Origin of the sequence: Stutzerimonas frequens (genome assembly GCF_024448335.1) — a bacterium.
GTDB classification, from domain to species: Bacteria; Pseudomonadota; Gammaproteobacteria; order Pseudomonadales; family Pseudomonadaceae; genus Stutzerimonas; species Stutzerimonas frequens.
This window is the reverse complement of record NZ_JAMOHM010000001.1, coordinates 221,944-248,251: the sequence shown is the minus strand read 5'-3', so window position 1 is coordinate 248,251 and position 26,308 is coordinate 221,944. Positions and strand designations below refer to the sequence as shown.

Genomic DNA, 26,308 nt, shown 5'->3' with positions numbered 1-26,308 from the left:
GAGCCGATTAAGCCTGGTGTAAGCCGGGCGCGCCACAATCGCGATTTAACAACTAGAAGAAAGCGGGTGGTCATGCGTGCGTTGAAAATCCTTCTGGCTGCGCTGCTCGGCGTTGCCCTGTTACTGGCCGTGGCGGCCGGTGTTCACTACCGTCTGTTCGAGCGCGGCTGGTTCCACTTCACCCAGTGGCAGCAGGGCGAGCAGAGCGGCAGCGCCTCGTTGTGGCTGCCGGACTACCGGGTCGGGATCCAAGGCAAGGTCGTCGCCGGTATCGACGATGACCTGTCGGCGCTGACCTTCGATCCGGATCGCAACAGCCTGATCGCCGTCACCAATGGTGATCCGCACTGGCTGGAACTCAGCCTGGAAGGCGATCTGCTGCGCGCCATTCCGATGGTCGGCTTCGGCGATCCGGAGGCCATCGAGTACATCTCCGAAGGCGTCTACGTGATCAGCGATGAACGCCTGCAGCGGCTGCTGCGTGTCGAGGTAAACGAGCAGACCAGCGTCATCGACGCCGAGCAGGCGCAACAGCTTTCGTTGGGCATCGATCTCAACGGTAACAAGGGCTTCGAAGGCCTGGCCTACGACACCGCCGGCAAGCGCCTGTTCGTCGCCAAGGAGCGCGATCCGGTACGTATCTACGAGATTTCCGGCTTTCCTTACCGCGAACCGAGCCCGTCGGTGCATATCGGTGAACACGAGGCCAGGCTGTTCGTCCGCGACCTCTCCAGCCTGCAATACGACGAGCAGACCGGCCATCTGCTGGCGCTGTCCGACGAGTCACGGCTGGTGATCGAATTGGATGGTGACGGCCAGCCGCTCAGCAGCCTTTCGCTGAGCGCGGGCCGGCACGGGTTGGAGCGGGACGTGCCGCAGGCGGAGGGGATGGCGATGGGACCGGACGGCACGCTCTATCTGGTCAGCGAGCCGAACCTGTTCTACGTGTTTCGCAAGACCAGGTGACTAGGCCTCGCCGGCCACCTGGTCCAGCGGCAGGTCAGCCGACCGCCGAAGCGCTTTCGTCCTGCAGCGCGGCGTTCGGTGCATGGCGTCGAACCGAGTCGCAACCCTGCTCGGCACTGTGCAGGCTGGCATACATCTGACTCTGGCCGATGACCTGCCCGTTGGTTGCCCTGAGCACGAAAAAGTACTTGCCGTTGCTCGACTCCTTGACCTCGAACGCACCTTCACGCACCGCGTTCTTGCGTACCGAATCGATGCCGTTGAGCGCCGAGGCATGGGCTTTGTATTGCTCGCTGGACAGTACGACCTGGCCATTGCTGGCCAGAAGATTGAAGTGGAACTGGCCGTTGCTGGATTTCTTCAACTGGAATTTGCCGGACATGGCGACACCTCCTGTGGTGAGCTGCGGCGGACTCGTCGCAGCGCACGCTAAAGCGTAGACGCCAGTTGGGCGTCGCGCCGTTGCGCTTAGCCCGAAAGGCTCAGCGCTTGAGAGTCTGCACGCCGTCTTGGGTGCCGAGCAGCAGCAGGTCGGCCGGGCGCATGGCGAACAGGCCATTGGTGACCACGCCGACGATATTGTTGATCTTGCCTTCCAGCTCGGGGGCGAAGCCGATCATCAGGTTGTGCACGTCGAGGATGACGTTGCCGTTGTCGGTGACCACGCCGTCGCGGTAGACCGGGTCGCCGCCGAGCTTGACCAGCTCGCGCGCCACATGGCTGCGCGCCATCGGGATGACTTCCACCGGCAGCGGAAAGGCGCCCAGCTGCTCGACCAGCTTGCTGCCATCGGCGATGCAGATGAAGGTCTTGGCCACCGCCGCGACGATCTTTTCGCGGGTGAGTGCCGCACCGCCGCCCTTGATCAGCTCCAGGTGCTTGTTCGCCTCGTCGGCGCCATCCACGTAGAACTCCAGTTCGCTCACCGAGTTCAGGTCGTAGACCGGAATGCCGTGCTGCTTGAGACGTTCGGCGGTGGCTTCGGAGCTGGCCACGGCACCGTCGAAGAAGCCCTTGTGCTTGGCCAGCAGGTCGATGAAGAAGTTGGCGGTGGAGCCGGTACCGACGCCAACGATGCTGCGATCGTTGAGCTTGGGAAGGATATGGTCGACAGCGGCCTGGGCGACGGCCTGCTTGAGCTGGTCCTGGGTCATGGGGGAATCCGGGCGGGAAAGACGAAGCGCGGATTATAGCCCCGCGCCGGCGACCGGTCTCGTGTGCTGCGGCAATGCCGAGGCCTTCGCGGATTGCCGGTGGTCGCCGGGGCGCTCGCGGGGGTAGACTCGGCGTTCCCCGCAAGGCCCGCCCAAGATAGCCAGAATGCTCGAACACTACGTCAAGAAGATCCTCACTTCGCGCGTCTATGACGTCGCCGTCGAAACGCCGCTGCAACCCGCCCGCCAGCTTTCCGAACGGATCGGCAACCAGATTCTGCTCAAGCGCGAGGATCTGCAGCCAGTGTTCTCCTTCAAGGTGCGTGGCGCCTACAACAAGCTGGCGCAGCTTTCGCCCGAGGAACTGGCGCGCGGTGTGGTCACCGCGTCGGCCGGCAACCATGCCCAGGGCGTCGCGCTGGCGGCCAAGCAGCTGGGGATCAAGGCTACCATCGTCATGCCGCGCACCACCCCGGAGCTGAAGGTGCAGGGCGTGCGTGCCCGTGGCGGCAAGGTGGTCCTGCATGGCGATGCCTTCCCCGAGGCGCTGGCCTATTCGCTGAAGCTGGTGGAAGAGAAAGGCTACGTCTATATCCACCCGTACGACGATCCCGACGTGATCGCCGGACAGGGCACCGTGGCGATGGAAATCCTCCGCCAGCATCAGGGGCCGATCGATGCGATCTTCGTTCCGGTGGGCGGTGGCGGGCTAGTGGCGGGAATCGCCGCCTACGTGAAATACCTCTATCCGCAGACCCGCGTGATCGGCGTCGAGCCGGACGACTCCAACTGCCTGCAGGCAGCCATGGCGGCCGGCGAGCGGGTGGTGCTCGAGCAGGTCGGGCTGTTCGCCGACGGCGTGGCCGTGGCGCAGATCGGCCAGCATACCTTTGATGTCTGCAAGCATTACGTCGATGAGGTGATCACCGTAAGCACCGACGAGATCTGCGCGGCGATCAAGGACATCTACGACGACACTCGCTCGATCACCGAGCCGGCCGGTGCCCTGGCGGTGGCGGGAATCAAGAAGTACGTCGAGCGCGACGGCGTCAGCGGTCAGGTGCTGGTGGGCATCGACTCGGGGGCCAACGTCAATTTCGACCGCCTGCGCCATGTCGCCGAGCGCGCCGAGCTGGGCGAGAAGCGCGAAGCGATCATCGCCGTCACCATTCCCGAGCAGCCCGGCAGCTTCAAGGCCTTTTGCGAGGCGATCGGCAAGCGCCAGATCACCGAGTTCAACTACCGCTACCACACCGACCGCGAGGCGCACATCTTCGTCGGCGTGCAGACCCATCCGGAGAACGACCCGCGTGCGGCGCTGGTGCAGGGCCTGCGCGACAAGGGCTTCCCGGTGCTCGATCTGACCGACAACGAGCTGGCCAAGCTGCACACCCGGCACATGGTCGGCGGGCACGCGGCCGGGGTCAGCGACGAGATGGTGCTGCGTTTCGAGTTCCCGGAGCGGCCCGGCGCGCTGTTCAACTTCCTCAACAAGCTGGGCGGGCGCTGGAACATCTCGATGTTCCACTACCGCAACCACGGCGCGGCTGATGGCCGGGTGGTCGCCGGCCTGCAGGTGCCGGCCGAGGACCGGCATCTGCTGCCGGCGGCTCTGGACAAGATCGGCTACCGCTACTGGGATGAAAGCGACAATCCCGCCTACAAGCTGTTTCTCGGCTGAGCGCAGATAAAGGAAAGCCAATGGAACACTACCTGACCCTCCGCATCGTGCACGGCGCCACCGCAGTGCTGTTGCTGCTGGGTGTGATCGTGCACCTGCTGATGCTGTGGAAGGCGGCCCGCGGCGGCGACCAGGCCGTGCTGCAGCGCAAGTTGCAACGTACCCACCGGCTGTCCCTGCCGCTGTTGGCGGTGATCGGCCTGTCATTGCCGCTGACCGGATGGTGGATGACCCATCTGGCCGGATGGCCGCTGGGCCAGTTCTGGCTGCTGGCCAGCTCCGTGCTGTTCCTCGCGCTGATCCCGCTGGTCCTGCTGTTGGCCGGGCGTCTTGCCGCCTGGCAGGCGCCGGGCAACGCCACCGCGGCGCGCAATGCCGGCATCTACGGCGTGCTGGTACTGCTGGTGCTGATCGCAATCACCGCCCTGATGGGCGCCAAGCCGGTCTGACTCGACCGGCCCGGGCATCGCTGCTGAGCGGGTTCAGCGCAGCGAGATGATCCGCCAGCCACGCTCGGTGGCAATCTGGCGCAGGACCGGATCCGGGTCCACCGCCACCGGATGCGTCACCCGTTGCAGCAGCGGCAGGTCGTTGCGCGAATCGCTGTAAAAGTAGCTGTCTTCCAGGGTCTGTTCGGTCTCGGCCAGCCAGCGCTCGATGCGCTGGACCTTGCCTTCCTGGAAGCACGGAATGTCGGTCAGCCGGCCGGTATAGCGGCCGTCGCGCATCTCGCACTCGGTCGCCAGCAGGGTGTCGACCCCCAGCCGGGCGGCGATCGGTCCGGTGATGAAACGGTTGGTCGCGGTGATGATCACCACCTTGTCGCCGGCATCCAGGTGCTGACGGACCAGCGCCTCGCCCTTACTCAACACGATGGGTTCGATGTGGTCGCGCATGAACTCCTCGTGCCACGCCTGCAGCTGCGACATTTCGCTGCGGCCGAGCAGTTCCTGGCAGAAATTCTGGTACGCATGCACATCGAGATTGCCGGCGAGGTAGTCCTGATAGAAGGCATCGTTGCGCGCACGGTAGTGGCTGGCGTCGACGATGCCGCGCTGGCAGAGGTATTCGCCCCAGGCGTGGTCGCTGTCACCGGCCAGCAGGGTGTTGTCGAGATCGAATAGAGCCAGGCGCACGGAAGAGTTCCTCGAAGATGGAGTCAGGGCAGCGCCAAGCATAACGGTAGAGTGCCCTCGACGCAGCTTCGACCGGCCGCCTGGCGTGCCCGGAGATGCATGCCGAATGGCGCCTTGCCGCGCTTTCGGCTCGTCGCAGTTTTGTGGAACAATGCCGCGACATGCGTCTGCGAGGTTGTATGCCGTGATCGATTCCGATGGTTTTCGCCCTAATGTCGGCATCATCCTGACCAATGATGTCGGTCAGGTGCTGTGGGCCCGGCGGATCAATCAGGACGCCTGGCAGTTCCCGCAGGGTGGCATCAACGCCCGCGAGACGCCGGAAGAGGCCCTGTATCGCGAACTCAACGAAGAGATCGGCCTGGAAGAGCAGGATGTGAATATCCTCGCCTGCACCCGTGGCTGGTTGCGCTATCGTCTGCCGCAACGCCTGGTGCGTACGCACAGCCAACCGCTGTGCATCGGCCAGAAACAGAAGTGGTTCCTGCTGCGCCTGACCAGCGCCGAAGAGCGTGTGCGCATGGACCTGACCGGCAAGCCGGAGTTCGATGGCTGGCGCTGGGTCAGTTACTGGTATCCGCTGGGGCAGGTGGTCACCTTCAAGCGCGAAGTCTATCGTCGCGCACTCAAAGAACTCGCGCCGCGGTTGCCGGTGCGGGACTGAAAAATCGGGGAGAAAGCCTCTGAGCATGCTCGGCACGCTGCGCAAGATTGTCCAGGAAGTGAATGCCGCCAAGGACCTCAAGGCGGCATTGGGCATCATCGTGCTGAGAGTCAGGGAGGCCATGGGCAGCCAGGTCTGCTCGGTCTATCTGCTCGATCCGGAAACCGAACGCTTCGTCCTGATGGCCACCGAAGGCCTCAACAAGCGCGCCATCGGCAAGGTCAGCATGGCGCCCAACGAGGGCCTGGTCGGCCTGGTGGGCACCCGCGAAGAGCCGCTCAACCTCGAACATGCCTCTGAGCACCCGCGTTACCGCTACTTCGCCGAGACCGGCGAGGAACGCTACGCCTCCTTCCTCGGCGCGCCGATCATCCACCACCGGCGGGTGATGGGCGTACTGGTCATCCAGCAGAAGGAGCGCCGCCAGTTCGATGAAGGCGAGGAAGCCTTTCTGGTGACCATGAGCGCGCAGCTCGCCGGGGTTATCGCCCATGCCGAGGCCACCGGTTCGATCCGCGGCCTCGGCCGCCAGGGCAAGGGCATCCAGGAAACTCGCTTCATCGGCATTCCCGGCGCCCCGGGCGCCGCGGTGGGCACCGCCCTGGTGGTGCTGCCGCCGGCCGATCTGGACGTGGTGCCAGACAAGCACATCGACAACATCGAGGCCGAGCTGACGTTGTTCGAGGCGGCGCTGGAAGCGGTGCGCGCCGACATGCGCAACCTGTCGGAAAAGCTCGCCACGCAGATGCGCAAGGAAGAGCGCGCGCTGTTCGACGTCTACCTGATGATGCTCGACGACTCCGCCCTCGGTGGCGAGGTGACCAAGGTCATCCGCACCGGCCAGTGGGCCCAGGGCGCGCTGCGCCAGGTGGTCACCGAGCACGTCCGGCGTTTCGAGATGATGGACGATGCCTACCTGCGCGAGCGCGCCTCGGACGTCAAGGACATCGGCCGGCGCCTGCTCTCCTATCTGCAGGAGGCACGCCAGCAGGCTCTGGTGTATCCGGACAAGACCATCCTGGTCAGCGAGGAACTGTCGCCGGCCATGCTCGGCGAGGTGCCCGAAGGCAAGCTGGTGGGGATGGTCTCGGTGCTGGGCTCAAGCAACTCCCACGTCGCCATCCTGGCCCGTGCCATGGGCATTCCGACGGTGATGGGCGCGGTCGACCTGCCCTACTCGAAGGTCGACGGCATCGAGCTGATCGTCGACGGCTACCGCGGCGAGATCATCACCAACCCTGGCAAGGTGCTGCGCGAGCAGTACGAGGTGCTCGCCGAGCAGGAGCGGCAGCTCTCCGAAGGCCTCGACGTACTGCGCGAGCTGCCCTGCGAAACCACCGATGGTCACCGCATTCCGCTGTGGGTCAATACCGGATTGCTGGCCGATGTGGTGCGCGCCCAGGAGCGTGGCGCCGAAGGCGTGGGGCTGTATCGCACCGAAGTGCCCTTCATGATCAAGGAGCGCTTCCCCAGCGAGAAGGAGCAGATGGCCATCTACCGTGAGCAGCTGGAAGCCTTCCATCCGCTGCCGGTGACCATGCGCAGCCTCGACATCGGCGGTGACAAGTGCCTGCCGTACTTCCCGATCAAGGAAGAGAACCCGTTCCTCGGCTGGCGCGGCATTCGCGTCACCCTCGATCATCCCGAGATCTTCCTTCTGCAGACCCGCGCCATGCTCAAGGCCAGCGCCGGGCTGAATAACCTGCGCATCCTGTTGCCGATGATTTCCGGCATCCGCGAGCTGGAAGAGGCGCTGCACCTGATCCATCGCGCCTGGTGCGAGGTGCGCGACGAGGGGCTGGACGTGATCATGCCGCCGGTCGGCGTGATGATTGAGGTGCCGGCGGCGGTCTACCTGACCCGCGAGCTGGCGCGCATGGTGGACTTCATCTCGGTCGGCTCCAACGACCTGACCCAGTACCTGCTGGCGGTGGACCGCAACAATCCACGGGTCGCCGATCTCTACGACTATCTGCATCCGGCCGTGCTCGAGGCGCTGCAGCGGGTGGTCAAGGAAGCCCATGGGGAGGGCAAGCCGGTGAGCATCTGCGGCGAGATGGCTGGCGATCCGGCGGCGGCCATGCTGCTGCTGGCGATGGGCTTCGACAGCCTGTCGATGAACGCCACCAACCTGCCCAAGGTGAAATGGCTGCTGCGTCAGATCAGCATGGACACCGCCCAGCAGCTGCTCGCCCGCGTCATGCTGCTGGACAGCCCGCAGGTCATCCACAGCACGGTGCAGCTGACGTTGCGCAACCTCGGCCTTAACAAGCTGATCAACCCCTCCGCCGCGGTCTGAGCCCGCCGCGGTCGCGCGCCATCAGCTGGCGGGTGGGTGGCGGTAGCGCACCTCGCCCAACGGACCGGCCGGGCCGAAGCTGCGTTCGATGATGTCCAGCGAACCGTCTGCATGACGGATCAGCGCCGTACTGGCGCGAGTGCCGTACTCAGGACTGGCGATGAAGACGCTCGACAGCCGCCGTTCCCATTCCAGCGGCACCCCGGTCTGCGGCAGCTCATGCTCGGCGGCTGGCTCAGCATCGGCTAGCAGTGCCAGCAGGCGCTCCGGCTCCGGTTGATCGAGGGCGTCGGCCAGTGCCGCACGGGCCTTTCTGAGCTTGGGCCAGGGCGTATCCAGCCCGGCGTTGGACAGACCGTAGACGCCGGCCTGCAACGCCTGTGGCTGACCATCATGGGAATTCAGATACCACAGCGTCTGCCGATCGCCGACCAGCAGGTTGAAGCCAGCGTAGTCGCCGCGGCGCTCGGCCAGTTCGGCCAGGTAGTCGGCTGGCGGCAAGTTTCCGCGCAGGTACTGTTCCGGCAGCTCGCCGCGCGAACGTGGCCCGATCGCCTGGCCGGGCGCGCGGATATTGGTCAGCGCGGCGAAGCGGCCGCGGGCGGTGACGCCCATCCAGGTGCCGCCAGCTTGCAGGTCACGTCCGCCGATGATCCAGGGTGCGTCTTCCCAGCAGCCCAGCGGCAGGCTCGGGCGGGCGTGGAATTCGTCGCGGTTGGCGGCCACCACCAGCGGCTGGGCGTGGTCGGGGCGCCAGGCGAAAACGATCAGGCACATGGGACACCTTCGCGGTTGCAGACCTGCAAGGGTACAGGCGCGGCGGCCGAAAGGGCCATGGGTAGCCGGCGTCAGCGCGTCGGCGAGCAAGCGCCGGCCGGGCATTTTCGCTACCATGCCGCTTTGTTTCGCCGGGACGGGGCGCATGGAGTTTCTGCTTTATCTGCTGCTGGGCGGCTTCGCCGGGGTGCTGGCCGGTCTGTTCGGCGTGGGTGGCGGGCTGATCATCGTGCCAGTGCTGGTGTTCAGCTTCAGTGCGCAGGGCTTTTCCCAGGACATTCTCACGCACCTGGCGGTCGGAACCTCGCTGGCGACCATCGTCTTCACCTCGGTCAATTCGATTCTCACCCACCATCGCCTGGGCGCGGTGCGCTGGTCGATGGTGCTCTGGATGACCTTCGGCATCCTGCTCGGCGCGGCGCTGGGCAGCCTGACCGCGGCGGCGATCCAGGGGCCGATGCTGCAGAAGATCATCGGCGTGTTCGCCCTGGCGATGGCGGTGCAGATGGGCTTCGACCTGCGTCCCAAGGCCACCGGCCAGGTGCCGGGACGACCGGAACTGTCGCTGGTGGGCGTGGTGATCGGCTGGGCTTCGGCGATTTTCGGCATCGGCGGCGGCTCGCTGTCTGTGCCCTATCTGACCTGGCGCAGCGTGCCGATGCAGCAGGCGGTGGCGACTTCCGCGGCGTGCGGCCTGCCGATCGCCATCGCCGGGGCGCTAAGTTTCATGGTGGTCGGCTGGCACGAGACGCAACTGCCCGACTGGAGTCTGGGTTTCGTCTATCTGCCGGCGCTGCTGGGCATCGCGGCAACCAGCATGTTTTTCGCCAGACTGGGTGCGAAGCTGGCGCACCGGCTGTCGGCCAAGGTTCTGAAACGGCTGTTCGCTCTGCTGCTGCTGAGCGTTGGCATCAACTTTCTGGTTTGAGGAGTAACCGATGCTGCCCTATCCGCAGATCGATCCGGTGGCGATATCCATCGGCCCCTTGCAGATTCACTGGTACGGTCTGATGTACCTGATCGGCATCGGCGGCGCCTGGTGGCTGGCTTCGCTGCGGGTGCAGCGCTTCGCGCCGGAATGGCCGAAGGACAAACTGTCCGACCTGGTGTTCTGGGTCGCCATGGGGGTGATCGTCGGCGGCCGCCTGGGTTACGTGCTGTTCTACGACCTGGCCGCCTACATCAATCAGCCGAGTCTGATCCTGCAGGTGTGGAAGGGCGGCATGTCGTTCCACGGTGGCCTGATCGGCGTGCTGCTGTGCAGCTGGATCTTCGCCCGGCGCAACGGCAAGAGCTTCTTCGAGCTGATGGACTTCATCGCGCCGTTCGTGCCGATTGGTCTTGGCGCCGGACGCATCGGCAACTTCATCAATGCCGAGCTGTGGGGCAAGGCCACCGATGTGCCCTGGGCGATGGTCTTCCCGACCGACCCGCAACAACTGGCGCGGCACCCGTCGCAGCTCTATCAGTTCGCCCTGGAAGGCGTCGCGTTGTTCGTCATCCTCTGGCTGTACTCGCGCAAGCCGCGGCCGACCATGGCGGTGTCCGGACTGTTCGCGGTGTGCTACGGCATCTTCCGCTTCATCGTCGAGTTCGTCCGCGTGCCGGATGCCCAACTGGGCTACCTGGCGTTCGGCTGGCTGACCATGGGCCAGCTGCTCTGCGTGCCGATGGTGCTGCTCGGCGCCGGGATGATCGCCTGGGCCTACCGGCGCGACGCCGGCCGGGCGCCGGCCTGAATCCGTTGCCCTGCCTGTCGCCATGAGGGCGACAAGCGGGGCGCAGGCCTTTTACTATTCGCGCAGCCTTATCACCGCGCTTCGGCGCCTGCTTCGAGTCAATCGATGAAACAGTACCTCGACCTGATGCGCCACGTGCGCGAACACGGCACCTTCAAGAGCGACCGTACCGGCACCGGCACCTACAGCGTGTTCGGCTACCAGATGCGCTTCGACCTGGCCGAAGGCTTCCCGCTGGTGACCACCAAGAAGTGCCACCTCAAATCCATCATTCACGAGCTGCTGTGGTTCCTTCAGGGCGACACCAATATCCGCTACCTGAAGGAAAACGGTGTCTCGATCTGGGACGAATGGGCCGACGAGAACGGCGAGCTGGGCCCGGTGTACGGCTACCAGTGGCGCTCCTGGCCGGCGCCGAATGGTGAATCCATCGACCAGATTTCGAACCTGCTGGCGATGATTCGCAAGAACCCGGATTCGCGCCGGCTGATCGTTTCGGCCTGGAACCCGGCGCTGGTCGAGCAGATGGCGCTGCCGCCGTGCCACGCGCTGTTCCAGTTCTACGTCGCCGACGGCAAACTCAGCTGCCAGCTGTACCAGCGCTCGGCCGATATCTTCCTCGGCGTGCCGTTCAACATCGCCAGCTACGCGCTGTTGACGCTGATGGTGGCGCAGGTCTGCGACCTTGATCCGGGCGAGTTCATCTGGAGCGGCGGCGACTGCCATCTGTACGCCAATCACCTGGAGCAGGCCGACCTGCAGCTGACCCGTGAGCCGCTGCCGCTGCCGACAATGAAGCTCAATCCGGAGGTGAAGGACCTGTTCGCCTTCCGCTTCGAGGACTTCGAGCTGGTCGGCTACGAGGCGCACCCGCACATCAAGGCGCCCGTCGCGGTCTGACTTTGGTCGGGTTTGTCGTCGCGGATAACCCGGCTGTCACATTTGCCGTATAGACTCGACCGCTCAGGATTTCTTGGGAGGCGGGTCATGCGCAGGGTCGTGTTCAATCAGAAGGGCGGTGTCGGCAAGTCGAGCATCGCCTGCAATCTGGCTGCGGTCAGCGCATCGCAGGGCTACCGCACACTGCTGGTGGACCTGGACGCCCAGGCCAACTCCACGCACTACCTGACTGGGCTGACCGGCGATGACATTCCCACCGGCATCGCCGACTTCTTCAAGCAGATCCTCGCTGGCGGTACGGCTGGCAAGAAGGCGCGTCCGCCGATCCTCGAAACGGCCTTCGACAACCTGCACCTGATCAGCGCCACGGCCGAGCTGGCCGACCTGCAGCCCAAGCTGGAGGCCAAGCACAAGATCAACAAACTGCGAAAATTGCTCGACGGCCTTGCCGAGGATTACGACCGTATCTATCTCGACACACCGCCGGCGCTGAACTTCTACACCGTGTCGGCACTGATCGCTGCCGACCGCTGCCTGATCCCCTTCGACTGCGACAGCTTTTCCCGTCAGGCACTGTACAGCCTGCTGGACGAGATCGAAGACATGAAGGACGACCACAACGAAGCGCTCGAGGTCGAGGGCATCGTGGTCAATCAATTCCAGCCACGGGCCGCGCTGCCGCAGCAGATGATCGACGAGCTGCTGAGCGAAGGACTGCCGGTGCTGCCGGTCAACCTGATGAGTTCGGTAAAGATGCGCGAGTCGCACCAGGCCTGCATGCCGCTGGTCTATCTGGACCCGCGGCACAAGCTGAGCCAGCAGTTCGTTGAGCTGCACGACCTGCTCGAAGCGAACGGCTGAATTGCCCCGCGCTGCGCCTGGCGGCTCTAGTCGTCGGCGCGCCGCTCCAGCTTCTTGCCCAGCCGTGAGGCATAGAGCTCGCCGATCATCCCGCGGCGGAACACCAGTACGCAGACCATGAAGATGATCCCGGTGACCAGCGTTACCGGCAGCTCCGAGGTGGCGAAGTAGTTGCCCAGGCTGGTCACCAGTGCGGCGCCGAAGATCGGCCCGACCAGCGTACCGATGCCGCCGAGCAGGGTCATCAACACCACCTCGCCGGACATCTGCCAGCTGACGTCGGTCAGCGTGGCGAACTGGAACACCAGCGCCTTCAACCCGCCAGCCAGCCCGGCCAAGGCGGCGGACATGACGAAGGCGCCGAGCTTGTAGCGCGACACCGAATAGCCCAGGGAAATGGCGCGGTTCTCGTTCTCGCGGATCGAGCGCAGGATCATGCCGTACGGCGAGTTGATCACGCGCCAGATCAGCAGCATCCCGGCGAGAAATACCGCGAGCACGAAGAAGTACATATACAGCGGCTCCTGCAGATCGATGAAGCCGAACAGCTGCCCGCGTGGAACGTTCTGAATGCCGTCTTCACCATGGGTGAAGGGCGCCTGCAGGCAGAAGAAAAAGAACATCTGCGACAGTGCCAGGGTGATCATCGTCGAGTAGATGCCCTGCCGGCGGATCGCAAGAAAGCCGATGATCAGCCCGAGAAACGCCGCGCCGGCAACGCCGACGAGAATACCCAGCTCCGGCGGCAATCCCCATTCCTTGACCGCGTGGGCGGTGAAATACGCCGCGCCGCCGAAGAACGCCGCATGGCCGAAGGAGAGGATGCCGGTATAGCCGAGCAGCAGGTTGAAGGCGCAGGCGAAGAGGGCGAAGCACAGCACCTTCATCAGGAAGATCGGGTAGAAGTAGAACGGTGCCAGCGCCAGCGCGACCACGCCGATCAGGATCAGCACGGTCTCCAGGCGCAGCAGCGGGCGTTTGGTGGTCGGCGTGACGTTCACCTGGCTGTTCATCAGGCGTCCCTCCCCATCAGGCCGGCCGGGCGCACCAGCAGCACGATCGCCATGATCACGAAGATCACGATGTTGGAAGCCTCCGGATAGAACACCTTGGTCAGCCCTTCGAGAATGCCCAGCATGTAGCCGGTGATGATGGCGCCGAGAATCGAGCCCATGCCGCCGACCACGACCACGGCGAACACCACGATGATCAGGTTCGAGCCCATCAGCGGACTGACCTGGTAGATCGGCGCGGCGAGCATGCCGGCCAGGCCGGCCAGCGCCGCGCCCATGCCATAGGTGAAGGTCAGGAGCAGCGGCACGTTGATACCGAAGGTGCGTACCAGCGTCGGGTTCTCGGTGGCGGCACGCAGATAGGCGCCGAGTTTGGTCTTCTCGATCAGCAGCCAGCTGGCGATGCAGATCACCAGCGAGGCCAGCACCACCCAGGCGCGGTACTTGGGCAGGAACATGAAGCCCAGGTTGTAGCCACCGGCCAGTTCTTTCGGCACGGCATAGGGCTGCCCGGAGGAGCCATAGAAGTAGCGAAACGCGCCTTCCAGGGCGAGCGCCAGACCGAAGGTGAAGAGCAGGCTGTAGAGGTGGTCGAGGTTGTACAGCCGCGACAGCGCCAGGCGCTCGATCACCGCGCTGCACAGGCCGACGATGATCGGCGCGAGGATCAGCGCCGGCCAGTAGCCGATGCCGAGGGTCGCCAGCAACAGATAGCCGGCGAAGGCGCCGATCATGTACTGCGCGCCGTGGGCGAAGTTGATGATCTTCAGCATGCCGAAGATGATCGCCAGGCCCAGGCTGAGCATGGCGTAGAACGAGCCGTTGATCAGGCCGATCAGCAATTGCCCGAGAAAGGCCTGGATCGGTACATCGAAAATCGTCGTCATCAGACCCCCAGGGCTTCGTTGAGCATGGTCATGCGGCCGGGCAGATCGGCGACATCGAAGGTATCGATAACCTTGCCGTGGTCGACCACATAGAAGCGGTCGGCCACCTTGCTGGCGAAGCTGAAATTCTGTTCCACCAGCAGGATGGTCATGCCGCGCTGCTTGAGGGTCTGCAGCACCTCGCCGATACGCTGGATGATCACCGGCGCCAGGCCTTCGGTGGGCTCGTCGAGGAGTAGCAGCCGGGCGCCGGTGCGCAGGATGCGCGCCATGGCCAGCATCTGCTGCTCGCCGCCGGAGAGCTTGGTGCCGGGGCTCTTGCGGCGTTCCTCGAGGTTGGGGAACAGCTGGTAGATCTCCGCCAGGCTCATGCCGCCCTTGGCGATCACCGGCGGCAGGGTGAGGTTCTCCTCGACGGTAAGCGTGGAGAAGATGCCGCGCTCCTCCGGCACGTAGCCGATGCCGTGGCGGGCAGTGCGGTGCAGTGGCACGCGCAGCATGTCCTTGCCGTCGAAGCGGATCGTCCCGCTGCGCTGGCGGATGATGCCGACGATCGCGCGCAGCGCGGTGGTCTTGCCGACGCCGTTACGGCCGAGCAGGGTCACCGTCTCGCCCTGCTGCACGTCGAGGTCGATGCCATGCAGGGCATGGCTTTCGCCATACCAGGCGTTGAGGTCGCGCACGCTGAGCAAGGGTTCAGTCATCGTCGGTCCCCATGTAGGCCACGCGCACGCGCTCGTCCTGGCTGACCGTGCGGTAGTCGCCGGAGGTCAGGATTTCGCCGCGCTGCAACACCGTCACTTGATGGCAGAGGTCGGCGACCACCTTGAGGTTGTGCTCGACCATCAGCACCGCGCGCTGGGTGGCGACCTCGCGGATGATCTCGGCCACCACATGCACGTCTTCGTGGCCCATGCCGGCCATGGGCTCGTCCAGCAGCAGCACCTTGGGTTCCAGCGCCAGGGTGGTGGCGATCTCCAGTACGCGTTTTCGCCCGTAGGAGAGATCAGCCGCCAGCTCGTTGCGCTTGTCGGCCAGGCCGACCGACTCGATCAGCTGCATGGCGCGCTCGTTGAGGCGGTTGAGCGAGCGCATCGGCAGCCAGAACTGCGTGGCCAACCCGCCCGGGCGCTGCAGGGCGACGCGCACGTTGTCCAGCACCGAGAGGTGCGGGAACACCGCGGAAATCTGGAACGAGCGCACCAGCCCCATGCGCGCCACCTTGGCCGGGTCGGTGCGGGTGATGTCATGGTCGAGCAGGCGGATGCTCCCGCTGGTGGGCTGCAGGAACTTGGTCAGCAGGTTGAACACCGTGGTCTTGCCAGCACCATTGGGGCCGATCAGGGCGTGTACCCGGGCATGGTGCACGTCCAGATCGACATTGTTGACCGCGACGAAGCCGCCGAACTCCTTGCGCAGGCCGCGGGCAGAGAGCATCACCGGCGTGTCCGTGGCTGTGCCGGCGGTCGAACCGCCGGCGTCCAGGCCTTGCGCTGCCGCCATGCTCACTGCCCGACCAGATCGCAGCCACTCTCGGCCGGATCGATGTAGGCCTCGTTGCCCGGCACGGTCGCCAGCACCTTGTAGTAGTCCCACTCGCGCTTGCTCTCTTCGGGCTTCTTCACCTCCATCAGGTAGACGTCGCTGATCAGCCGGCCGTTGGCGCCGACCTTGGCGTTGCGCGCGAAGACATCGTCCACCGGCATCTCGTGCATGGCCTTGGCCACCGGTTCGGTGGCGTCGGTACCGGCCTTCTCGATCGCCTTGAGGTACTGCATGACGCCGGAGTAGGTGCCGGCGTGGACCATGTTCGGCATACGCCCGGTGCGCTTGAAGAAGCGCTCGCCGAACTCCCGGGATTTGTCGTCGCGGTCCCAGTAGAAACTCTCGGTCAGGGTCAGGCCCTGGGCGGCATCGAGGCCCAGGCCGTGCACTTCGGCGAGGGTGAAGAGCAGCGCGGCGAGGCGCTGGCCACCGGCTACGATGCCGAACTCGGCGGCCTGCTTGATGCTGTTGGCGGTGTCCAGACCGGCGTTCGCCAGGCCGATGACTTTGGCGCCCGAGGCTTGGGCCTGAAGCAGGAACGACGAGTAGTCGGTTGTTGCCAGCGGATGGCGCACCGAGCCCTTGATCTCGCCGCCCTTGGATTTGACGAACTTGGAGGTCTGCTCTTCCAGCGAGTAGCCGAAGGCGTAGTCGGCGGTGAGGAAATACCAGCTGTCGCCGCCCTGGGAAACCAGCGCGCCGCCGGTGCCGACCGCCAACGCGTGGGTGTCGTAGGCCCAGTGGAAGCCGTAGGGCGAGCACTGCTTGCCGGTCAGTTCGGTGGTGGCGGCGCCGGTCACCAGATTGATCTTCTTCTTGCTCTTGGAAATGCCCTGTACCGCCAGCGCCACCGAGGAGGTGGTCAGCTCCATGATCGCGTCGACCTGCTCGCGGTCATACCACTGCCGCGAGATGTTGGAGGCTATGTCCGGCTTGTTCTGGTGATCGGCGGTGACGATCTCGATGGGGGCATCGAGCACCTTGCCGCCGAAGTCTTCGGCCGCCATCTTCGCCGCCTCGAACGACCACTTGCCGCCGAAATCGGCATACACGCCGGACTGGTCGTTGAGGATGCCGATCTTTACCTTGCCGTCGGTAATCTCGGCCGACGCGGGTACGGCGGCCACTGCCGTCAGGGTTGCCGCTGCGATTGCTGAAAGCTTCATGCGTATCTCCTTGCACGGTTTGCTCGGCATACGGGCTCGCCCCATGCGAAGCGGTCCGTATGGGCGGGTTAGGGGAAAGCTGGGCAGGCGGTCAGGCGCACGACGTCGTGGGTCGCCGGCTGGCTGAATGCCGCGGCCTGGCATTGACGCGCGCACGCCGAGCGCAGGCGCGTGCGGGGCACCACGTCGTCGTGGAAAGTCGTAGAGATGGGAGCTGGACAGCGGGACCAGAAACGAGTCGAAGCGAGGCACATGGGCGTCTTCTTCTTATTGTTGTTCTGGCTCTAAACGTAGCAGGGGTTTGCAGGGACGCAACCTGGCGGTGGTATGTCGAGCGGCAATGCAGTGCCTGCGCCATCGAGCGCAGGCGGGTAAGGACGCGCCTCAGCGCGCGATGAGGATGTCGCAGGGCGGGTTGTCGATGAACTGCCGGGCGAGGCTACCGAGCAATGCACTGCTCAGCTCGCCGCGGCTGTGACTGCCAAGGGCCAGCAGCTGCGGTTGCAGGTCGCGCAGCGCCGCGTCCATGCAATTGTTGCGCTCGCCCTGATGCAGGCTGTAGCTCAGCAACGCGCCGGTATCCGGCAGCTGCGGCTGGATATCTTCGATCAGCTGGTCGAACAGCTCCTGCTGCAGCGACAGCCCTTCGTAATCGGGGCCGTGTACTTCGGCCATCTCGTCGATATGCAGGGCGTGCAGCTCGGCCCCTTCGCCCAGCAACTCCCAGGCGCAGTGCATGGCATGCGTGGCGCAGCGGGAGAAATCCAGCGCGGCCACTGCTCGCTTGTAGACGATGTTGCCGGGGATAGTTGCCAGTAGCAGCGGTGCCGGAGCGTCGAGCAGTACGCGTTCCAAGGTCGTGCCGATGAAGCCCTGGGCCGATTCGCGGTGGTGTCGTCCCAGCACCAGCAGGTCCGCTTCCAGCCCCTGGGCCTGGGTCAGGATCTCTTCGGCGGGGTGGCCGCGGCGCAGCCAGGGTTCAACATCGCGCAGTCCGTTCTGTTGCAGGCGGCTCCCGAGCAGGGCGCGGGCCGCCTGTTCATCGCAACCTGGGTCGCGTTCGTCGAGCACGTGCAGCAGGCTGATCCGCGCGCCGCTCTGTCGCGCCAGTTGCGCGCCCCGCTGCAGTGCCAGGTCGGCGTCCGGGCTGAGATCGTGGGCGACGAGAATGTGCTGAACCATGACGGCCTCGCGAAGCTGGCGAAAGCGGCCAGTATGCCGCGCCGGCAACCGGCTGTCCCCTCGTGGCGCGCTGCGCCGGCTTGATCGGGCGCAACAACTTTACAGCTCATGGCCTCTAGCGCTTTTGTCGACCCCGCCAGGCGGCTATGCTTGCCGGCATTCGCGCAGGAGAGATGGATGAGCAAGGTCAGTGTGCTGGTAGTGGATGACGCACCCTTTATCCGCGATCTGGTGAAGAAGGCGCTTCGCAGCCACTTTCCCGGTATTCGCACCGAGGACGCGGTAAACGGACGCAAGGCTCAGCAGATGCTCAGCCGCGAGCGTTTCGACCTGATTCTCTGCGATTGGGAAATGCCGGAGATGTCCGGTCTGGAGCTGCTGAGCTGGTGCCGTGCGCAGGATTCGCTGAAGACCACGCCGTTCATCATGGTGACCAGCCGTGGCGACAAGGAGAACGTTGTGCAGGCCATTCAGGCCGGCGTTTCGGACTTCATCGGCAAACCCTTTTCCAACGAACAGCTGACCAGCAAGGTGCGCAAGGCCCTCGGGCGTGCCGGCAAGCTGGATGCCCTGGCTGCCAGCGCACCGACACGAATCCTGTCCACTGGCGTCGCCAACGACTCGCTGACTGCGCTGACCGGTGGCAAAGCCGAGGTGGTGCGGCCCTCCGCGCCACCGACTCCGACTGCGGAGGCAAACCCCGCGCCACTGGTGCAGCCCGCTGCGCCGGTGCCGCGCAGTGCCCCCGCCGCACCGGCTTCCGGGCGTGGGCAGGGCCAGCTACGACTGGCCAATGGCAGTGTCGCCTGCGTGATCAAGGCGCTGAGCCTCAAAGAGGCACTGCTGGTAGTCAAACGCGGCGAACAGCTGCCGCAGGTGCTGGAAAGTGCCGTGCTCGATCTGGAACAGGGCGAGGGCGGCGAGATCGCTCGCCTCAACGGATATCTGCACGCCGTTGCGGCGTTCGAGCCGAAGCCGGACAGCGACTGGTTGCAGTTGTCGTTCCGCTTCGTCGACCGCGACCCGCAGAAACTCGACTACCTGTCGCGGCTGATCGCTCGCGGCACGGCGCAGCGGCACTTCGTCCCCGGCGCCTGATTCACCCCCAGCCAGGCGACCGTTCGGCGCCTGGTCGCGCAGACAAACTGACCGCCATCACACCCCGACGGTCGGTGGCTCGCACAGGCCACTCGCCGCTGCTAGAGTTCCCGCTCCAACACTATAACCACTAGAAACTGCCGTTATGCTGGGGCGCATTCTCTTGTTGCTCGGGCTGCCGCTGCTGGCTACGCCGGCGCTGGCCCTGACCATCTACAAATACACCGACGCCAATGGGGTCGTGACCTACAGCGACCAGGCCGCGCCTGGTGCGCAGGTCTTCGTCTTCAGCGACCGCATGGTGGAAAAGCTCGATACCCAGGTGAAACTGGAAACCCGCAAGCACGCGGCGGGCGAGACCCTGCTGGTGCGCAACGACCTGTTCGCGCCGGTGGATATCGAACTCAAGCTGGACAACGTCGAGAACGCCGTCGGCGCACCGGCCAAGCCGATCCGCTGGGTATTGCCGCCGCGCAGCCAGATTCGCCTGGCCACCCTCGCCCCGCGCGATGCCAGCAAGCCGCTCAAGTACACGCCCAAGCTTCGCCATGCGCTGGGCGATCCGCGGCTGATACCCAAGCCCTACAAGTATCCGCTGCCCTGGCGCGGCGGTCCGTTCCGCCTGACCCAGGGTGCCAACGGCCAGTACAGCCATTTCACCCCCAAGGGCCGCTATGCCGTGGATATCGCCATGCCCGAGGGCACGCCGATCGTCGCTGCGCGCGGCGGCATGGTGGTGAAGATCGAGAACCAGCAGAGCGGCCGCGGCAACAACCCGGCCGGTAACTTCGTGCGCATCATGCATGACGACGGCACCATGGGCGTCTATCTACACCTGATGAAAGGCTCGGTGGCCGTGCGCGAAGGCCAGCGGGTCGAGACTGGCACCCGCATCGCACGTTCCGGCAACACCGGCAACAGCACCGGCCCGCACCTGCACTTCGTGGTACAGCGCAACGTGGGCCTGGCCATCGAGTCGATCCCGTTCGACTTCTCCCAGCCGGTCAACAGCCTGCCGAACTTCGCAGTCGGCGGTGAGTGAGGCTTGCTGCCGCCGGCCGTAGCCGCCGAGGCACATCCGGCGCCCAGGTCGATTGCCCGGCTCAGGCCTGCTTGAGCACCTTGGCCAGCACGATCTTCGGCCCGCGCATCTTCTTGATGACGATCTGCAGGCCTTCGACCTGCAGCACTTCGTCCTCGTCGGGAACGCGCTTGAGCGTTTCGTAGACCAGCCCTGCCAGGGTCTCGGCCTCGATGTGGTCGAGGTCGATGTCAAGCAGGCGTTCCAGCTTGAACAGAGGGGTGTCGCCGCGCACCAGCAGCTTGCCGGGCTGGTAGGCAAGCACGCCGCGCTCGGTCTTGCGATGCTCGTCCTGGATATCGCCGACCAGCACTTCCAGTACGTCTTCCATGGTCAGGAAGCCGATCACCTTGTGGTCGCCTTCCTCGACCAGCACGAAATGCGCGCCGCCCTGGCGGAACTGCTCCAGCAGGCTGGCCAGCGGCATGTGCTTGGACACCCGCTCCAGCGGACGCAGCAGCTCGTCGAGGCAGAAGTGCTCGGCCAGGCGTTCGTCGGCCGCCAGTGCCAGCAGCAGATCCTTGATGTGCAGCAGGCCGACATAGTCACCCTGCTCGCTGTCGTAGACCGGGTAACGGCTGTATTTGTGGCGGCGGATGATCTCGAGGATCTCGGCCAGCGGTGCGTCGTGGTCGAGCTGCAGCAGGTCCTCGCGAGAGTTGGCCCAGTCGACCACCTCCAGCTCGCTCAGCTCCACCGCCGAGGCCAGGACCTGGATCTGCTGGTTGCCAGGGTCGCGGGCGCGGTTGGAGTGCAGGATCAGCTTGAGCTCTTCGCGGCTGTAGTGATGGTCGTGGTGCATGCCCGGCTCGCCTTGGCCGGCGATGCGCAGGATGGCATTGGCGCTGGCGTTGAGCAGATAGATCGCCGGATACATCAGCCAGTAGAACGCGTACAGCGGCGCGGCCGTCCAGAGCGACAGCAGCTCCGGCTTGCGGATCGCCCAGGACTTCGGCGCCAGCTCGCCGATGACGATGTGCAGGTAGGAAATGATGAAGAACGCGGTAAAGAAGGCAACGCCATGCACCAGCGCCTGCGATTCGATGCCGATGCTCGCCAGCAGTGGTTCGAGCAGGTGGGCGAAGGCCGGCTCACCGACCCAGCCCAGGCCCAGCGAAGCCAGGGTGATACCCAGCTGGCAGGCCGACAGGTAGGCGTCCAGCTGCTGGTGCACGGTGCGCAGGATGTGTCCGCGCCAGCCATGGCGGTTGGCGATCGCTTCCACCTTGGTGGCGCGCAGTTTGACGATGGCGAACTCGGCGGCGACGAAGAAACCGTTGAGCAGCACCAGGAACAGGGCGAAGAGAATCAGGCCGAAGTCGGCGAAATAGGAAGAGGCGGCGTAACTGGGGGAAGGGTCCATGAAGGGGTCTGGTAGCCAATGTCGCGACAGGATGGAGGCGGCGCGTCGGCTTTTCAAGCGCCCGAGCGAGACTTTCCGCGACGGCGTGGCTTAGCGAACCGCCGCCTGCCCATGCGGGAAGTGACAGGAGAAGCAGCTGCCCCGACCGGGAATGCTGGTGATATCCAGGCGTCCCTGATGACGTAACAGCACATGCTTGACGATGGCCAGGCCCAGACCCGTTCCGCCGGTGCTGCTGGCGCGACTGGAATCGACGCGGTAGAAGCGTTCGGTCAGGCGCGGCAGGTGCTTTTGCTCGATGCCGATACCGCTGTCCTCGACGCTCAGGTGCGCGCCGGCCTCGTCGCTCCACCAGCGAACATGAATGGTGCCGCCGTCGGGCGTATATTTCACGGCGTTGAATACCAGGTTCGAGAATGCACTGCGCAGTTCGGTCTCGCTACCTTTGAGCTGCAGCTCCGGGGCTGCGTCCAGGCTGATCAGGTGGCCGCGCGCACCCGACAGCGCCCGCGCATCGCTGACGATCGACTGCAGCAGCAGCCCCACCGCCACCGGCTGGCTGTCGGCGGGTCGGCTGCTGGCTTCCAGGCGCGCCAGCAACAGCAGGTCGTTGAGCAGGTGCTGCATGCGGCCCGCCTGCTGGTTCATCTGCTGCAGCGCGCGCAGCCAGCGCGGACTCACCGCCTCGGCGCTCTCCAGCATGGTTTCCAGATAGCCGGCGATGACCGTCAGGGGCGTGCGCAGCTCGTGCGAGACATTGGCGACGAAGTCCTTGCGCATCTGCTCCAGCTGATGCAGCCGGGTGACATCACGGACCAGCAACAGGTGCTCGCGGTTGCCGTAACGGGTGATGTTGAACTGCAGGCGGATGCGGTCATCCACCGGCGAGGCCAGTTCGAGGGGCTGATCGTAGCTGCCGCTGTCGAAGTACTCCTTGAACGCCGGATGACGCACCAGATTGGTGATGGGATGGCCGGAGTCCTGCGGTTTCTTCAGGCCCAGCAGCCGGTTGGCGGCGAGGTTCCACCACTCCAGGTTGCCGTCGCTATCGAGCATGATGACCGCGTCCTTCAGCGCTGCGGTCGAGCCCTGCACCCGATCGATGATGCTCTGCAGCTGGCCGCGCAGGCGCAGGTCGCGGCGCTGTAACTGGTAGAGGTTGTCGAACACGTCACCCCAGATCCCGGCCGAATCCGGCGGCGGTTCGTCGGGGTCGCTGCGCCGCAGCCAGCGCTGCAGGCGCAACAGCTGGCGCAGCGTCCAGACCAGGTAGCCGCTCAGGCCGATGACCAGTGCCCAGGCGTACTCGCCGGTGATCAGGCCCAGCAGCAGGCAGCCGCCCAGCAGAAGCAGCAGGCGACGCACGAGGGCTCCTTGCCAGTCCTGATTCAACCGATGCACTCCCCGCTGGTGGCGATAATGGTGTGTGGGCCGGAACGCATGGTTACCCGGCGCACTCAGCTCTTGCTGGAGAAACGATAGCCGGTGCCGCGCACCGTCTGCACCAGGTTCTCGTAGGCCTCGCCGAGCGCCTTGCGCAGGCGACGGATGTGCACGTCGACGGTGCGCTCCTCGACGTAGACATTGCCGCCCCAGACCTGATCGAGCAGCTGACTGCGGGTGTAGGCGCGTTCCTGGTGGGTCATGAAGAACTGCAGCAGACGGTATTCGGTGGGGCCCATTTCGGCCGGTTTGCCGTCGATGGTGACGCGGTGACTGACCGGATCGAGCAACAGGCCGCCGATCTCGATCGGCGACTCGCTGTCTACCGGCGCTGCGCGGCGCAGCACGGCCTTCAGCCGGGCCACCAGTTCGCGCGGGGAGAACGGCTTGGTGATGTAGTCGTCGGCGCCGACTTCCAGGCCCTGGATCTTGTTGTCCTCTTCACCCTTGGCGGTGAGCATGATGATCGGCGTGTCGGCGGTCAGCTCGTCGCGCTTGAGCCGGCGGGCCAGTTCGATGCCCGAAGTGCCGGGCAGCATCCAGTCGAGCAGGATCAGGTCGGGCTTGCGATCGATGATCAGGGCGTGGGCCTGCTGGGTGTTTTCCGCTTCGAGGCAATCGTAGCCGGCCATTTCCAGGGCGACGACGATCATCTCCCGGATCGGCGCCTCGTCATCGACGATCAGTATGCTCTTGCCATTCATGGTCAAGCCTCGGGTCCGTTCTTGTCGTCCGGCATTAGATAACGGAATTATTGCAGGCATGTGACAGACAGACGGCAATCCGTGCAAGAGCGATCGCCCCTCAATGCTGGCGTTTTGCTCAAGCTTTCGTCGCGTAATCCAGCACGATACCCGCGAGAATCGCCAGCCCCGCCCAGTGATTGTGCAGGAACGCCTTGAAGCATGCCTGCGGCTTGCGCGAGGCGGTCTTCCAGTACTCCCAGGCGAAGCAGCCAGCGGCGACCACCAGTCCCAGGTGAAACCACTGACCGAGCTCGAAGCGCACCCCGGCGAGGATCAGGCAGAACAGCGCCAGGCCCTGCAGGGTGACGATGATGATGCGGTCGGCTTCGCCGAAGAGGATGGCGGTGGACTTGATGCCGATCTTCAGGTCGTCCTCGCGATCGGCCATGGCGTAGTAGGTATCGTAGGCCACCGTCCACAGCAGGTTGGCGATGAACAGCAACCAGGCTTCCGGCGGCAGACTGCCGGTCTCGGCGGTGAAGGCCATCGGCATGCCCCAGGAAAAGGCCGCGCCGAGCACCACCTGCGGGTAGAAGGTGTAGCGCTTCATGAACGGGTAGCAGGCGGCCAGCGCCAGCGCGCCGAAGGACAGGTAGACGGTGGTCGCGTTGGTCAGCAGCACCAGCACGAAACTCAGCCCCACCAGGATGGCGAACAGCGTCCAGGCCTCGCGCGAGCTGATCTTGCCGGTGGCCATGGGGCGCGTCTGGGTGCGTTGCACATGACCGTCGAAGTTGCGGTCGGCGAAGTCGTTGACCACGCAGCCGGCGGCGCGCATGAGGATCACGCCGGTGATGAAGATGAACAGGTTCTTCGCGCTCGGCACGCCTTCGGCGGCGATCCACAGCGCCCACAGCGTCGGCCAGAGCAGCAGGTAGGTGCCGATGGGCCGGTCCAGGCGCATCAGCTGGATGAAATCCCAGGCACGCGGGTGCAGGCGATTGCACGATTGCAGCAACTTCGAATACATCAGCGGCTCTCCTTGGCGAAGGGGGACATGCAGCGGTTCGCTCAGGGCGTGACGGCGGCGGCCCGCCACAGCGCGGGCAGGAACACCTCGGCGACCAGCACGCCGAGTCGATTCTGGCGGAAGCACGAGCGCCGTGCCCAGAGACCGTCGACACGCTGCGCCTGTGGCAGCCATTGCGGCGGGTAATGGCAGGCTTCGAGCTGCCCGCGGGCGAAGGCGGGGTCGCTGAACAGCAGCTCGCCCAGGGAGCGATTGCCCAGGCTTTGCAGGTCCAGTCCGGCGGCTTCCAGCTGGGCGCGGGGGGCGACGCTGCGGGCGAAGACCCAGGGTTGCTCATGCCCGCACAGGTAGACCTCGCGTACCCACCCCTCGCTCGCTGCCGGAACGCCGAGCGCCAGGCATTCGTCGGCGCGCAGCGGCTGCCAGGCCTGGTGCAACGGAATCACGCTGAAGGCGCCATCGGCCAGCTCGGTCAGGCGGCGGGTCAGCGAGCCCTTGTCGACGTACAGCCAGTCGTGCAGGGCGGGAGCGAGGGGGGCGGGCAACTGATCGGCACTCAGCCAGTCTAGGAATTCGGACACGGCGCGTTCGGGCATAGCGAAAAGAGCGGCGAGTCTAGCACGCGCCCTGGCTGCTGCAGGCTGCGCGCGACAATGCGGCCCTCGCGTCGGTTGTAGGCCCTTGCGGCAGGCCCTACAGGATTTCAGGTCCAGCCTTCCAGGCGCATGGTGGCGCGCACCAGGCGCTGCTCCTCCTGCTCGATCTCCTTGAGATTGTCGCGAATGCCGTGGATATGGTCGCGCGCGGCGCGCTGCGCCTGTTCCGGCAGGCGTTCGATCACCGCGTGGTAGAGCCGCGAGTGCTGGCGGTCGATCTGCCGTTTCTGCGCCGGGCGGTGATAGAGGTTGTTCACCGAGGCGAATACGGTGCTGAGCATCAGGTCGGTCAGCGACTGCAGCGTATGCACCAGCACCGGGTTGTGCGAGGCCTCGCAGATGGCCAGGTGAAACGCGTGGTCCAGGCGGGCATGTTCGCGCGGGTCGGCGCCCTCGCCATCGGCATGCGCGGCGAGCATTTCCTCGTAGCGCCGGCGCAGCAGGACGAAATCCGCGTCGGTGCCGCGCAAGGCCGCCAATCGCGCCGACTCGCCTTCGAGCAGCGCACGCACTTCCAGCAAGTCGTAGAGGGTGCGCGGTTGCGAGTTGAACAGGTGCATCAGCGGGCTGGCGTCGTGGTTGCCGGACAGTTCGGCGACGAAGGAGCCGCGGCCCTGGGAGGTCTCGATGATGCCGCGCCCGCGCAATACGCGCAGGCCCTCGCGCAGCGCCGAGCGCGAGATGCCGAGCTTTTCGCACAGGCGCCGCTCGGAGGGCAGCGCCTGGCCGACCTTGAGCACGCCGTCGACGATCAGTCGCTCGATGCGTTCGGCAACCACGTCGGCGACTTGACGGCGATCATTGTTGGGTTCGTTCGACATGCCAGTTCTCCAGCTGGTAGGACCAGTTGGTGGGAAGTTTACCCTTGATGGCAGGAAGCGCCTAATCGCGAGGGATAGACGGCCATCAGGTAGTGCCTTTCCCTGGCTGACTACAAAAAACTGGTAGGACCAGTTGTCGCGAGCATGGACGGCCAAGACC

The 26,308-nt window shown here is 65.2% G+C and carries 27 protein-coding genes; 11 read left to right on the top strand and 16 right to left on the bottom strand.

The genetic code is table 11. The features are described from left to right. The first annotated feature begins 72 nt into the window (after window positions 1–72). Window positions 73–966 (top strand): SdiA-regulated domain-containing protein, encoded by an 894-nt coding sequence (locus NAO55_RS01165; RefSeq protein ID WP_102839483.1) that lies wholly within the window; start codon window positions 73–75, stop codon window positions 964–966. Between the two features lie 34 nt (window positions 967–1,000). Here the strand turns inward: NAO55_RS01165 and NAO55_RS01160 are convergent, their stop codons facing one another. Next, on the bottom strand, window positions 1,001–1,348 hold the full coding sequence (locus NAO55_RS01160; protein WP_102839484.1) for a YegP family protein: 348 nt from the start codon (window positions 1,346–1,348) through the stop codon (window positions 1,001–1,003). 100 nt (window positions 1,349–1,448) lie between these two features. Continuing rightward, window positions 1,449–2,120, bottom strand: coding sequence for a ribose-5-phosphate isomerase RpiA (gene rpiA, locus NAO55_RS01155; protein ID WP_013981543.1), 672 nt, complete (start codon window positions 2,118–2,120; stop codon window positions 1,449–1,451). A gap of 166 nt (window positions 2,121–2,286) precedes the next feature. Between rpiA and ilvA the strand changes: the two genes are divergently transcribed. Together ilvA and NAO55_RS01145 are read left to right on the top strand one after the other, a co-directional pair. Continuing rightward, window positions 2,287–3,801, top strand: coding sequence for a threonine ammonia-lyase, biosynthetic (gene ilvA / locus NAO55_RS01150; protein WP_102839485.1), 1,515 nt, complete (start codon window positions 2,287–2,289; stop codon window positions 3,799–3,801). Window positions 3,802–3,821: 20 nt separating this feature from the next. Continuing rightward, window positions 3,822–4,250, top strand: coding sequence for a DUF2269 domain-containing protein (locus NAO55_RS01145; protein WP_102839486.1), 429 nt, complete (start codon window positions 3,822–3,824; stop codon window positions 4,248–4,250). Window positions 4,251–4,283: 33 nt separating this feature from the next. Here the strand turns inward: NAO55_RS01145 and NAO55_RS01140 are convergent, their stop codons facing one another. Beyond that, entirely contained in the window at window positions 4,284–4,937 is a 654-nt protein-coding gene (locus tag NAO55_RS01140; protein WP_102839487.1) for a histidinol-phosphatase, read from the bottom strand. A 184-nt stretch (window positions 4,938–5,121) separates the two neighbouring features. On the opposite strand from NAO55_RS01140, the gene NAO55_RS01135 reads away from it, so the two are divergent. Together NAO55_RS01135 and ptsP are read left to right on the top strand one after the other, a co-directional pair. Continuing rightward, window positions 5,122–5,601, top strand: coding sequence for an RNA pyrophosphohydrolase (locus NAO55_RS01135; RefSeq protein ID WP_063539684.1), 480 nt, complete (start codon window positions 5,122–5,124; stop codon window positions 5,599–5,601). Window positions 5,602–5,626: 25 nt separating this feature from the next. Then, window positions 5,627–7,900: a phosphoenolpyruvate--protein phosphotransferase gene (gene ptsP / locus NAO55_RS01130; RefSeq protein WP_011911646.1), complete on the top strand. Its 2,274-nt coding sequence runs from the start codon at window positions 5,627–5,629 to the stop codon at window positions 7,898–7,900. 21 nt (window positions 7,901–7,921) lie between these two features. Here the strand turns inward: ptsP and NAO55_RS01125 are convergent, their stop codons facing one another. Next, window positions 7,922–8,677, bottom strand: a complete 756-nt coding sequence (locus NAO55_RS01125) for an NRDE family protein (protein WP_102839488.1) — start codon at window positions 8,675–8,677, stop codon at window positions 7,922–7,924. Between the two features lie 145 nt (window positions 8,678–8,822). Here NAO55_RS01125 and NAO55_RS01120 point away from each other — a divergent pair, with 145 nt between their 5' ends. The 4 genes from NAO55_RS01120 (at window position 8,823) to NAO55_RS01105 (ending at window position 12,177) form a co-directional block, all read left to right on the top strand. After that, window positions 8,823–9,605 (top strand): sulfite exporter TauE/SafE family protein, encoded by a 783-nt coding sequence (locus tag NAO55_RS01120; RefSeq protein ID WP_102839489.1) that lies wholly within the window; start codon window positions 8,823–8,825, stop codon window positions 9,603–9,605. A gap of 10 nt (window positions 9,606–9,615) precedes the next feature. Beyond that, on the top strand, window positions 9,616–10,416 hold the full coding sequence (gene lgt, locus NAO55_RS01115) for a prolipoprotein diacylglyceryl transferase (protein ID WP_102839490.1): 801 nt from the start codon (window positions 9,616–9,618) through the stop codon (window positions 10,414–10,416). A 105-nt stretch (window positions 10,417–10,521) separates the two neighbouring features. Next, entirely contained in the window at window positions 10,522–11,316 is a 795-nt protein-coding gene (locus tag NAO55_RS01110) for a thymidylate synthase (protein ID WP_102839491.1), read from the top strand. Between the two features lie 87 nt (window positions 11,317–11,403). Next, window positions 11,404–12,177 (top strand): ParA family protein, encoded by a 774-nt coding sequence (locus NAO55_RS01105; RefSeq protein ID WP_038663969.1) that lies wholly within the window; start codon window positions 11,404–11,406, stop codon window positions 12,175–12,177. A gap of 26 nt (window positions 12,178–12,203) precedes the next feature. Here NAO55_RS01105 and NAO55_RS01100 read toward each other — a convergent pair whose 3' ends face one another. The 6 genes from NAO55_RS01100 to NAO55_RS01075 all read right to left on the bottom strand — a co-directional run bounded on the left by NAO55_RS01100 (window position 12,204) and on the right by NAO55_RS01075 (window position 17,970). Then, on the bottom strand, window positions 12,204–13,190 hold the full coding sequence (locus NAO55_RS01100; protein WP_102839492.1) for a branched-chain amino acid ABC transporter permease: 987 nt from the start codon (window positions 13,188–13,190) through the stop codon (window positions 12,204–12,206). Further along, window positions 13,190–14,077, bottom strand: a complete 888-nt coding sequence (locus NAO55_RS01095) for a branched-chain amino acid ABC transporter permease (protein WP_013981555.1) — start codon at window positions 14,075–14,077, stop codon at window positions 13,190–13,192. The genes NAO55_RS01100 and NAO55_RS01095 overlap by 1 nt, the downstream gene beginning before the upstream one ends. After that, the gene (locus tag NAO55_RS01090) at window positions 14,077–14,781 is read right to left on the bottom strand and encodes an ABC transporter ATP-binding protein (RefSeq protein ID WP_102839493.1); all 705 of its coding nucleotides are present in this window, start codon (window positions 14,779–14,781) and stop codon (window positions 14,077–14,079) included. The genes NAO55_RS01095 and NAO55_RS01090 overlap by 1 nt, the downstream gene beginning before the upstream one ends. Further along, complete coding sequence (locus NAO55_RS01085) at window positions 14,774–15,580, bottom strand: ABC transporter ATP-binding protein (protein WP_102839494.1); 807 nt, start codon at window positions 15,578–15,580, stop codon at window positions 14,774–14,776. Before NAO55_RS01085 ends, NAO55_RS01090 begins: the two co-directional genes overlap by 8 nt. A 2-nt stretch (window positions 15,581–15,582) precedes the next feature. Then, window positions 15,583–16,788: an ABC transporter substrate-binding protein gene (locus tag NAO55_RS01080; protein ID WP_102839495.1), complete on the bottom strand. Its 1,206-nt coding sequence runs from the start codon at window positions 16,786–16,788 to the stop codon at window positions 15,583–15,585. Between the two features lie 384 nt (window positions 16,789–17,172). Next, a complete protein-coding gene (locus NAO55_RS01075) occupies window positions 17,173–17,970 on the bottom strand; it encodes a universal stress protein (RefSeq protein WP_102839683.1) in 798 nt (265 codons plus the stop codon). 177 nt (window positions 17,971–18,147) lie between these two features. On the opposite strand from NAO55_RS01075, the gene NAO55_RS01070 reads away from it, so the two are divergent. Together NAO55_RS01070 and NAO55_RS01065 are read left to right on the top strand one after the other, a co-directional pair. Beyond that, the gene (locus tag NAO55_RS01070; RefSeq protein ID WP_063539514.1) at window positions 18,148–19,068 is read left to right on the top strand and encodes a response regulator; all 921 of its coding nucleotides are present in this window, start codon (window positions 18,148–18,150) and stop codon (window positions 19,066–19,068) included. A gap of 145 nt (window positions 19,069–19,213) precedes the next feature. Continuing rightward, complete coding sequence (locus NAO55_RS01065) at window positions 19,214–20,110, top strand: peptidoglycan DD-metalloendopeptidase family protein (protein ID WP_102839496.1); 897 nt, start codon at window positions 19,214–19,216, stop codon at window positions 20,108–20,110. Between the two features lie 61 nt (window positions 20,111–20,171). Here NAO55_RS01065 and NAO55_RS01060 read toward each other — a convergent pair whose 3' ends face one another. From NAO55_RS01060 to glcC, 6 genes are all read right to left on the bottom strand, one after another. Beyond that, window positions 20,172–21,512 carry a hemolysin family protein gene (locus NAO55_RS01060; RefSeq protein ID WP_102839497.1) on the bottom strand — a complete coding sequence of 447 codons (1,341 nt, stop codon included), beginning with the start codon at window positions 21,510–21,512 and terminating at the stop codon, window positions 20,172–20,174. 90 nt (window positions 21,513–21,602) lie between these two features. Further along, on the bottom strand, window positions 21,603–22,904 hold the full coding sequence (phoR, locus tag NAO55_RS01055) for a phosphate regulon sensor histidine kinase PhoR (RefSeq protein ID WP_102839498.1): 1,302 nt from the start codon (window positions 22,902–22,904) through the stop codon (window positions 21,603–21,605). Window positions 22,905–22,969: 65 nt separating this feature from the next. Next, on the bottom strand, window positions 22,970–23,659 hold the full coding sequence (phoB, locus tag NAO55_RS01050) for a phosphate regulon transcriptional regulator PhoB (protein WP_063539518.1): 690 nt from the start codon (window positions 23,657–23,659) through the stop codon (window positions 22,970–22,972). Between the two features lie 118 nt (window positions 23,660–23,777). Continuing rightward, window positions 23,778–24,671 (bottom strand): 4-hydroxybenzoate octaprenyltransferase, encoded by an 894-nt coding sequence (ubiA, locus tag NAO55_RS01045; protein ID WP_102839499.1) that lies wholly within the window; start codon window positions 24,669–24,671, stop codon window positions 23,778–23,780. A 41-nt stretch (window positions 24,672–24,712) separates the two neighbouring features. Continuing rightward, window positions 24,713–25,267 carry a chorismate--pyruvate lyase family protein gene (locus NAO55_RS01040; RefSeq protein ID WP_102839500.1) on the bottom strand — a complete coding sequence of 185 codons (555 nt, stop codon included), beginning with the start codon at window positions 25,265–25,267 and terminating at the stop codon, window positions 24,713–24,715. A 107-nt stretch (window positions 25,268–25,374) separates the two neighbouring features. After that, on the bottom strand, window positions 25,375–26,148 hold the full coding sequence (gene glcC / locus NAO55_RS01035) for a transcriptional regulator GlcC (protein WP_063539521.1): 774 nt from the start codon (window positions 26,146–26,148) through the stop codon (window positions 25,375–25,377). Between the last annotated feature and the right edge of the window lie 160 nt (window positions 26,149–26,308).

Bases quoted from the DNA above. Each gene is read 5' to 3' on its own strand.
- NAO55_RS01095 (WP_013981555.1), bottom strand. From the start codon at position 14,077: ATGACGACGATTTTCGATGTACCGATCCAGGCCTTTCTCGGGCAATTG.
- phoB (WP_063539518.1), bottom strand. From the start codon at position 23,659: ATGAATGGCAAGAGCATACTGATCGTCGATGACGAGGCGCCGATCCGG.
- NAO55_RS01075 (WP_102839683.1), bottom strand. From the start codon at position 17,970: ATGGTTCAGCACATTCTCGTCGCCCACGATCTCAGCCCGGACGCCGAC.
- NAO55_RS01120 (WP_102839489.1), top strand. From the start codon at position 8,823: ATGGAGTTTCTGCTTTATCTGCTGCTGGGCGGCTTCGCCGGGGTGCTG.
- NAO55_RS01040 (WP_102839500.1), bottom strand. From the start codon at position 25,267: ATGCCCGAACGCGCCGTGTCCGAATTCCTAGACTGGCTGAGTGCCGAT.
- NAO55_RS01080 (WP_102839495.1), bottom strand. From the start codon at position 16,788: ATGAAGCTTTCAGCAATCGCAGCGGCAACCCTGACGGCAGTGGCCGCC.
- rpiA (WP_013981543.1), bottom strand. From the start codon at position 2,120: ATGACCCAGGACCAGCTCAAGCAGGCCGTCGCCCAGGCCGCTGTCGAC.
- NAO55_RS01100 (WP_102839492.1), bottom strand. From the start codon at position 13,190: ATGAACAGCCAGGTGAACGTCACGCCGACCACCAAACGCCCGCTGCTG.
- NAO55_RS01085 (WP_102839494.1), bottom strand. From the start codon at position 15,580: ATGGCGGCAGCGCAAGGCCTGGACGCCGGCGGTTCGACCGCCGGCACA.
- NAO55_RS01105 (WP_038663969.1), top strand. From the start codon at position 11,404: ATGCGCAGGGTCGTGTTCAATCAGAAGGGCGGTGTCGGCAAGTCGAGC.
- NAO55_RS01065 (WP_102839496.1), top strand. From the start codon at position 19,214: ATGCTGGGGCGCATTCTCTTGTTGCTCGGGCTGCCGCTGCTGGCTACG.
- NAO55_RS01165 (WP_102839483.1), top strand. From the start codon at position 73: ATGCGTGCGTTGAAAATCCTTCTGGCTGCGCTGCTCGGCGTTGCCCTG.
- NAO55_RS01145 (WP_102839486.1), top strand. From the start codon at position 3,822: ATGGAACACTACCTGACCCTCCGCATCGTGCACGGCGCCACCGCAGTG.
- ilvA (WP_102839485.1), top strand. From the start codon at position 2,287: ATGCTCGAACACTACGTCAAGAAGATCCTCACTTCGCGCGTCTATGAC.
- lgt (WP_102839490.1), top strand. From the start codon at position 9,616: ATGCTGCCCTATCCGCAGATCGATCCGGTGGCGATATCCATCGGCCCC.
- ptsP (WP_011911646.1), top strand. From the start codon at position 5,627: ATGCTCGGCACGCTGCGCAAGATTGTCCAGGAAGTGAATGCCGCCAAG.
- glcC (WP_063539521.1), bottom strand. From the start codon at position 26,148: ATGTCGAACGAACCCAACAATGATCGCCGTCAAGTCGCCGACGTGGTT.
- NAO55_RS01090 (WP_102839493.1), bottom strand. From the start codon at position 14,781: ATGACTGAACCCTTGCTCAGCGTGCGCGACCTCAACGCCTGGTATGGC.
- NAO55_RS01160 (WP_102839484.1), bottom strand. From the start codon at position 1,348: ATGTCCGGCAAATTCCAGTTGAAGAAATCCAGCAACGGCCAGTTCCAC.
- NAO55_RS01070 (WP_063539514.1), top strand. From the start codon at position 18,148: ATGAGCAAGGTCAGTGTGCTGGTAGTGGATGACGCACCCTTTATCCGC.
- ubiA (WP_102839499.1), bottom strand. From the start codon at position 24,671: ATGTATTCGAAGTTGCTGCAATCGTGCAATCGCCTGCACCCGCGTGCC.
- NAO55_RS01060 (WP_102839497.1), bottom strand. From the start codon at position 21,512: ATGGACCCTTCCCCCAGTTACGCCGCCTCTTCCTATTTCGCCGACTTC.
- NAO55_RS01110 (WP_102839491.1), top strand. From the start codon at position 10,522: ATGAAACAGTACCTCGACCTGATGCGCCACGTGCGCGAACACGGCACC.
- NAO55_RS01125 (WP_102839488.1), bottom strand. From the start codon at position 8,677: ATGTGCCTGATCGTTTTCGCCTGGCGCCCCGACCACGCCCAGCCGCTG.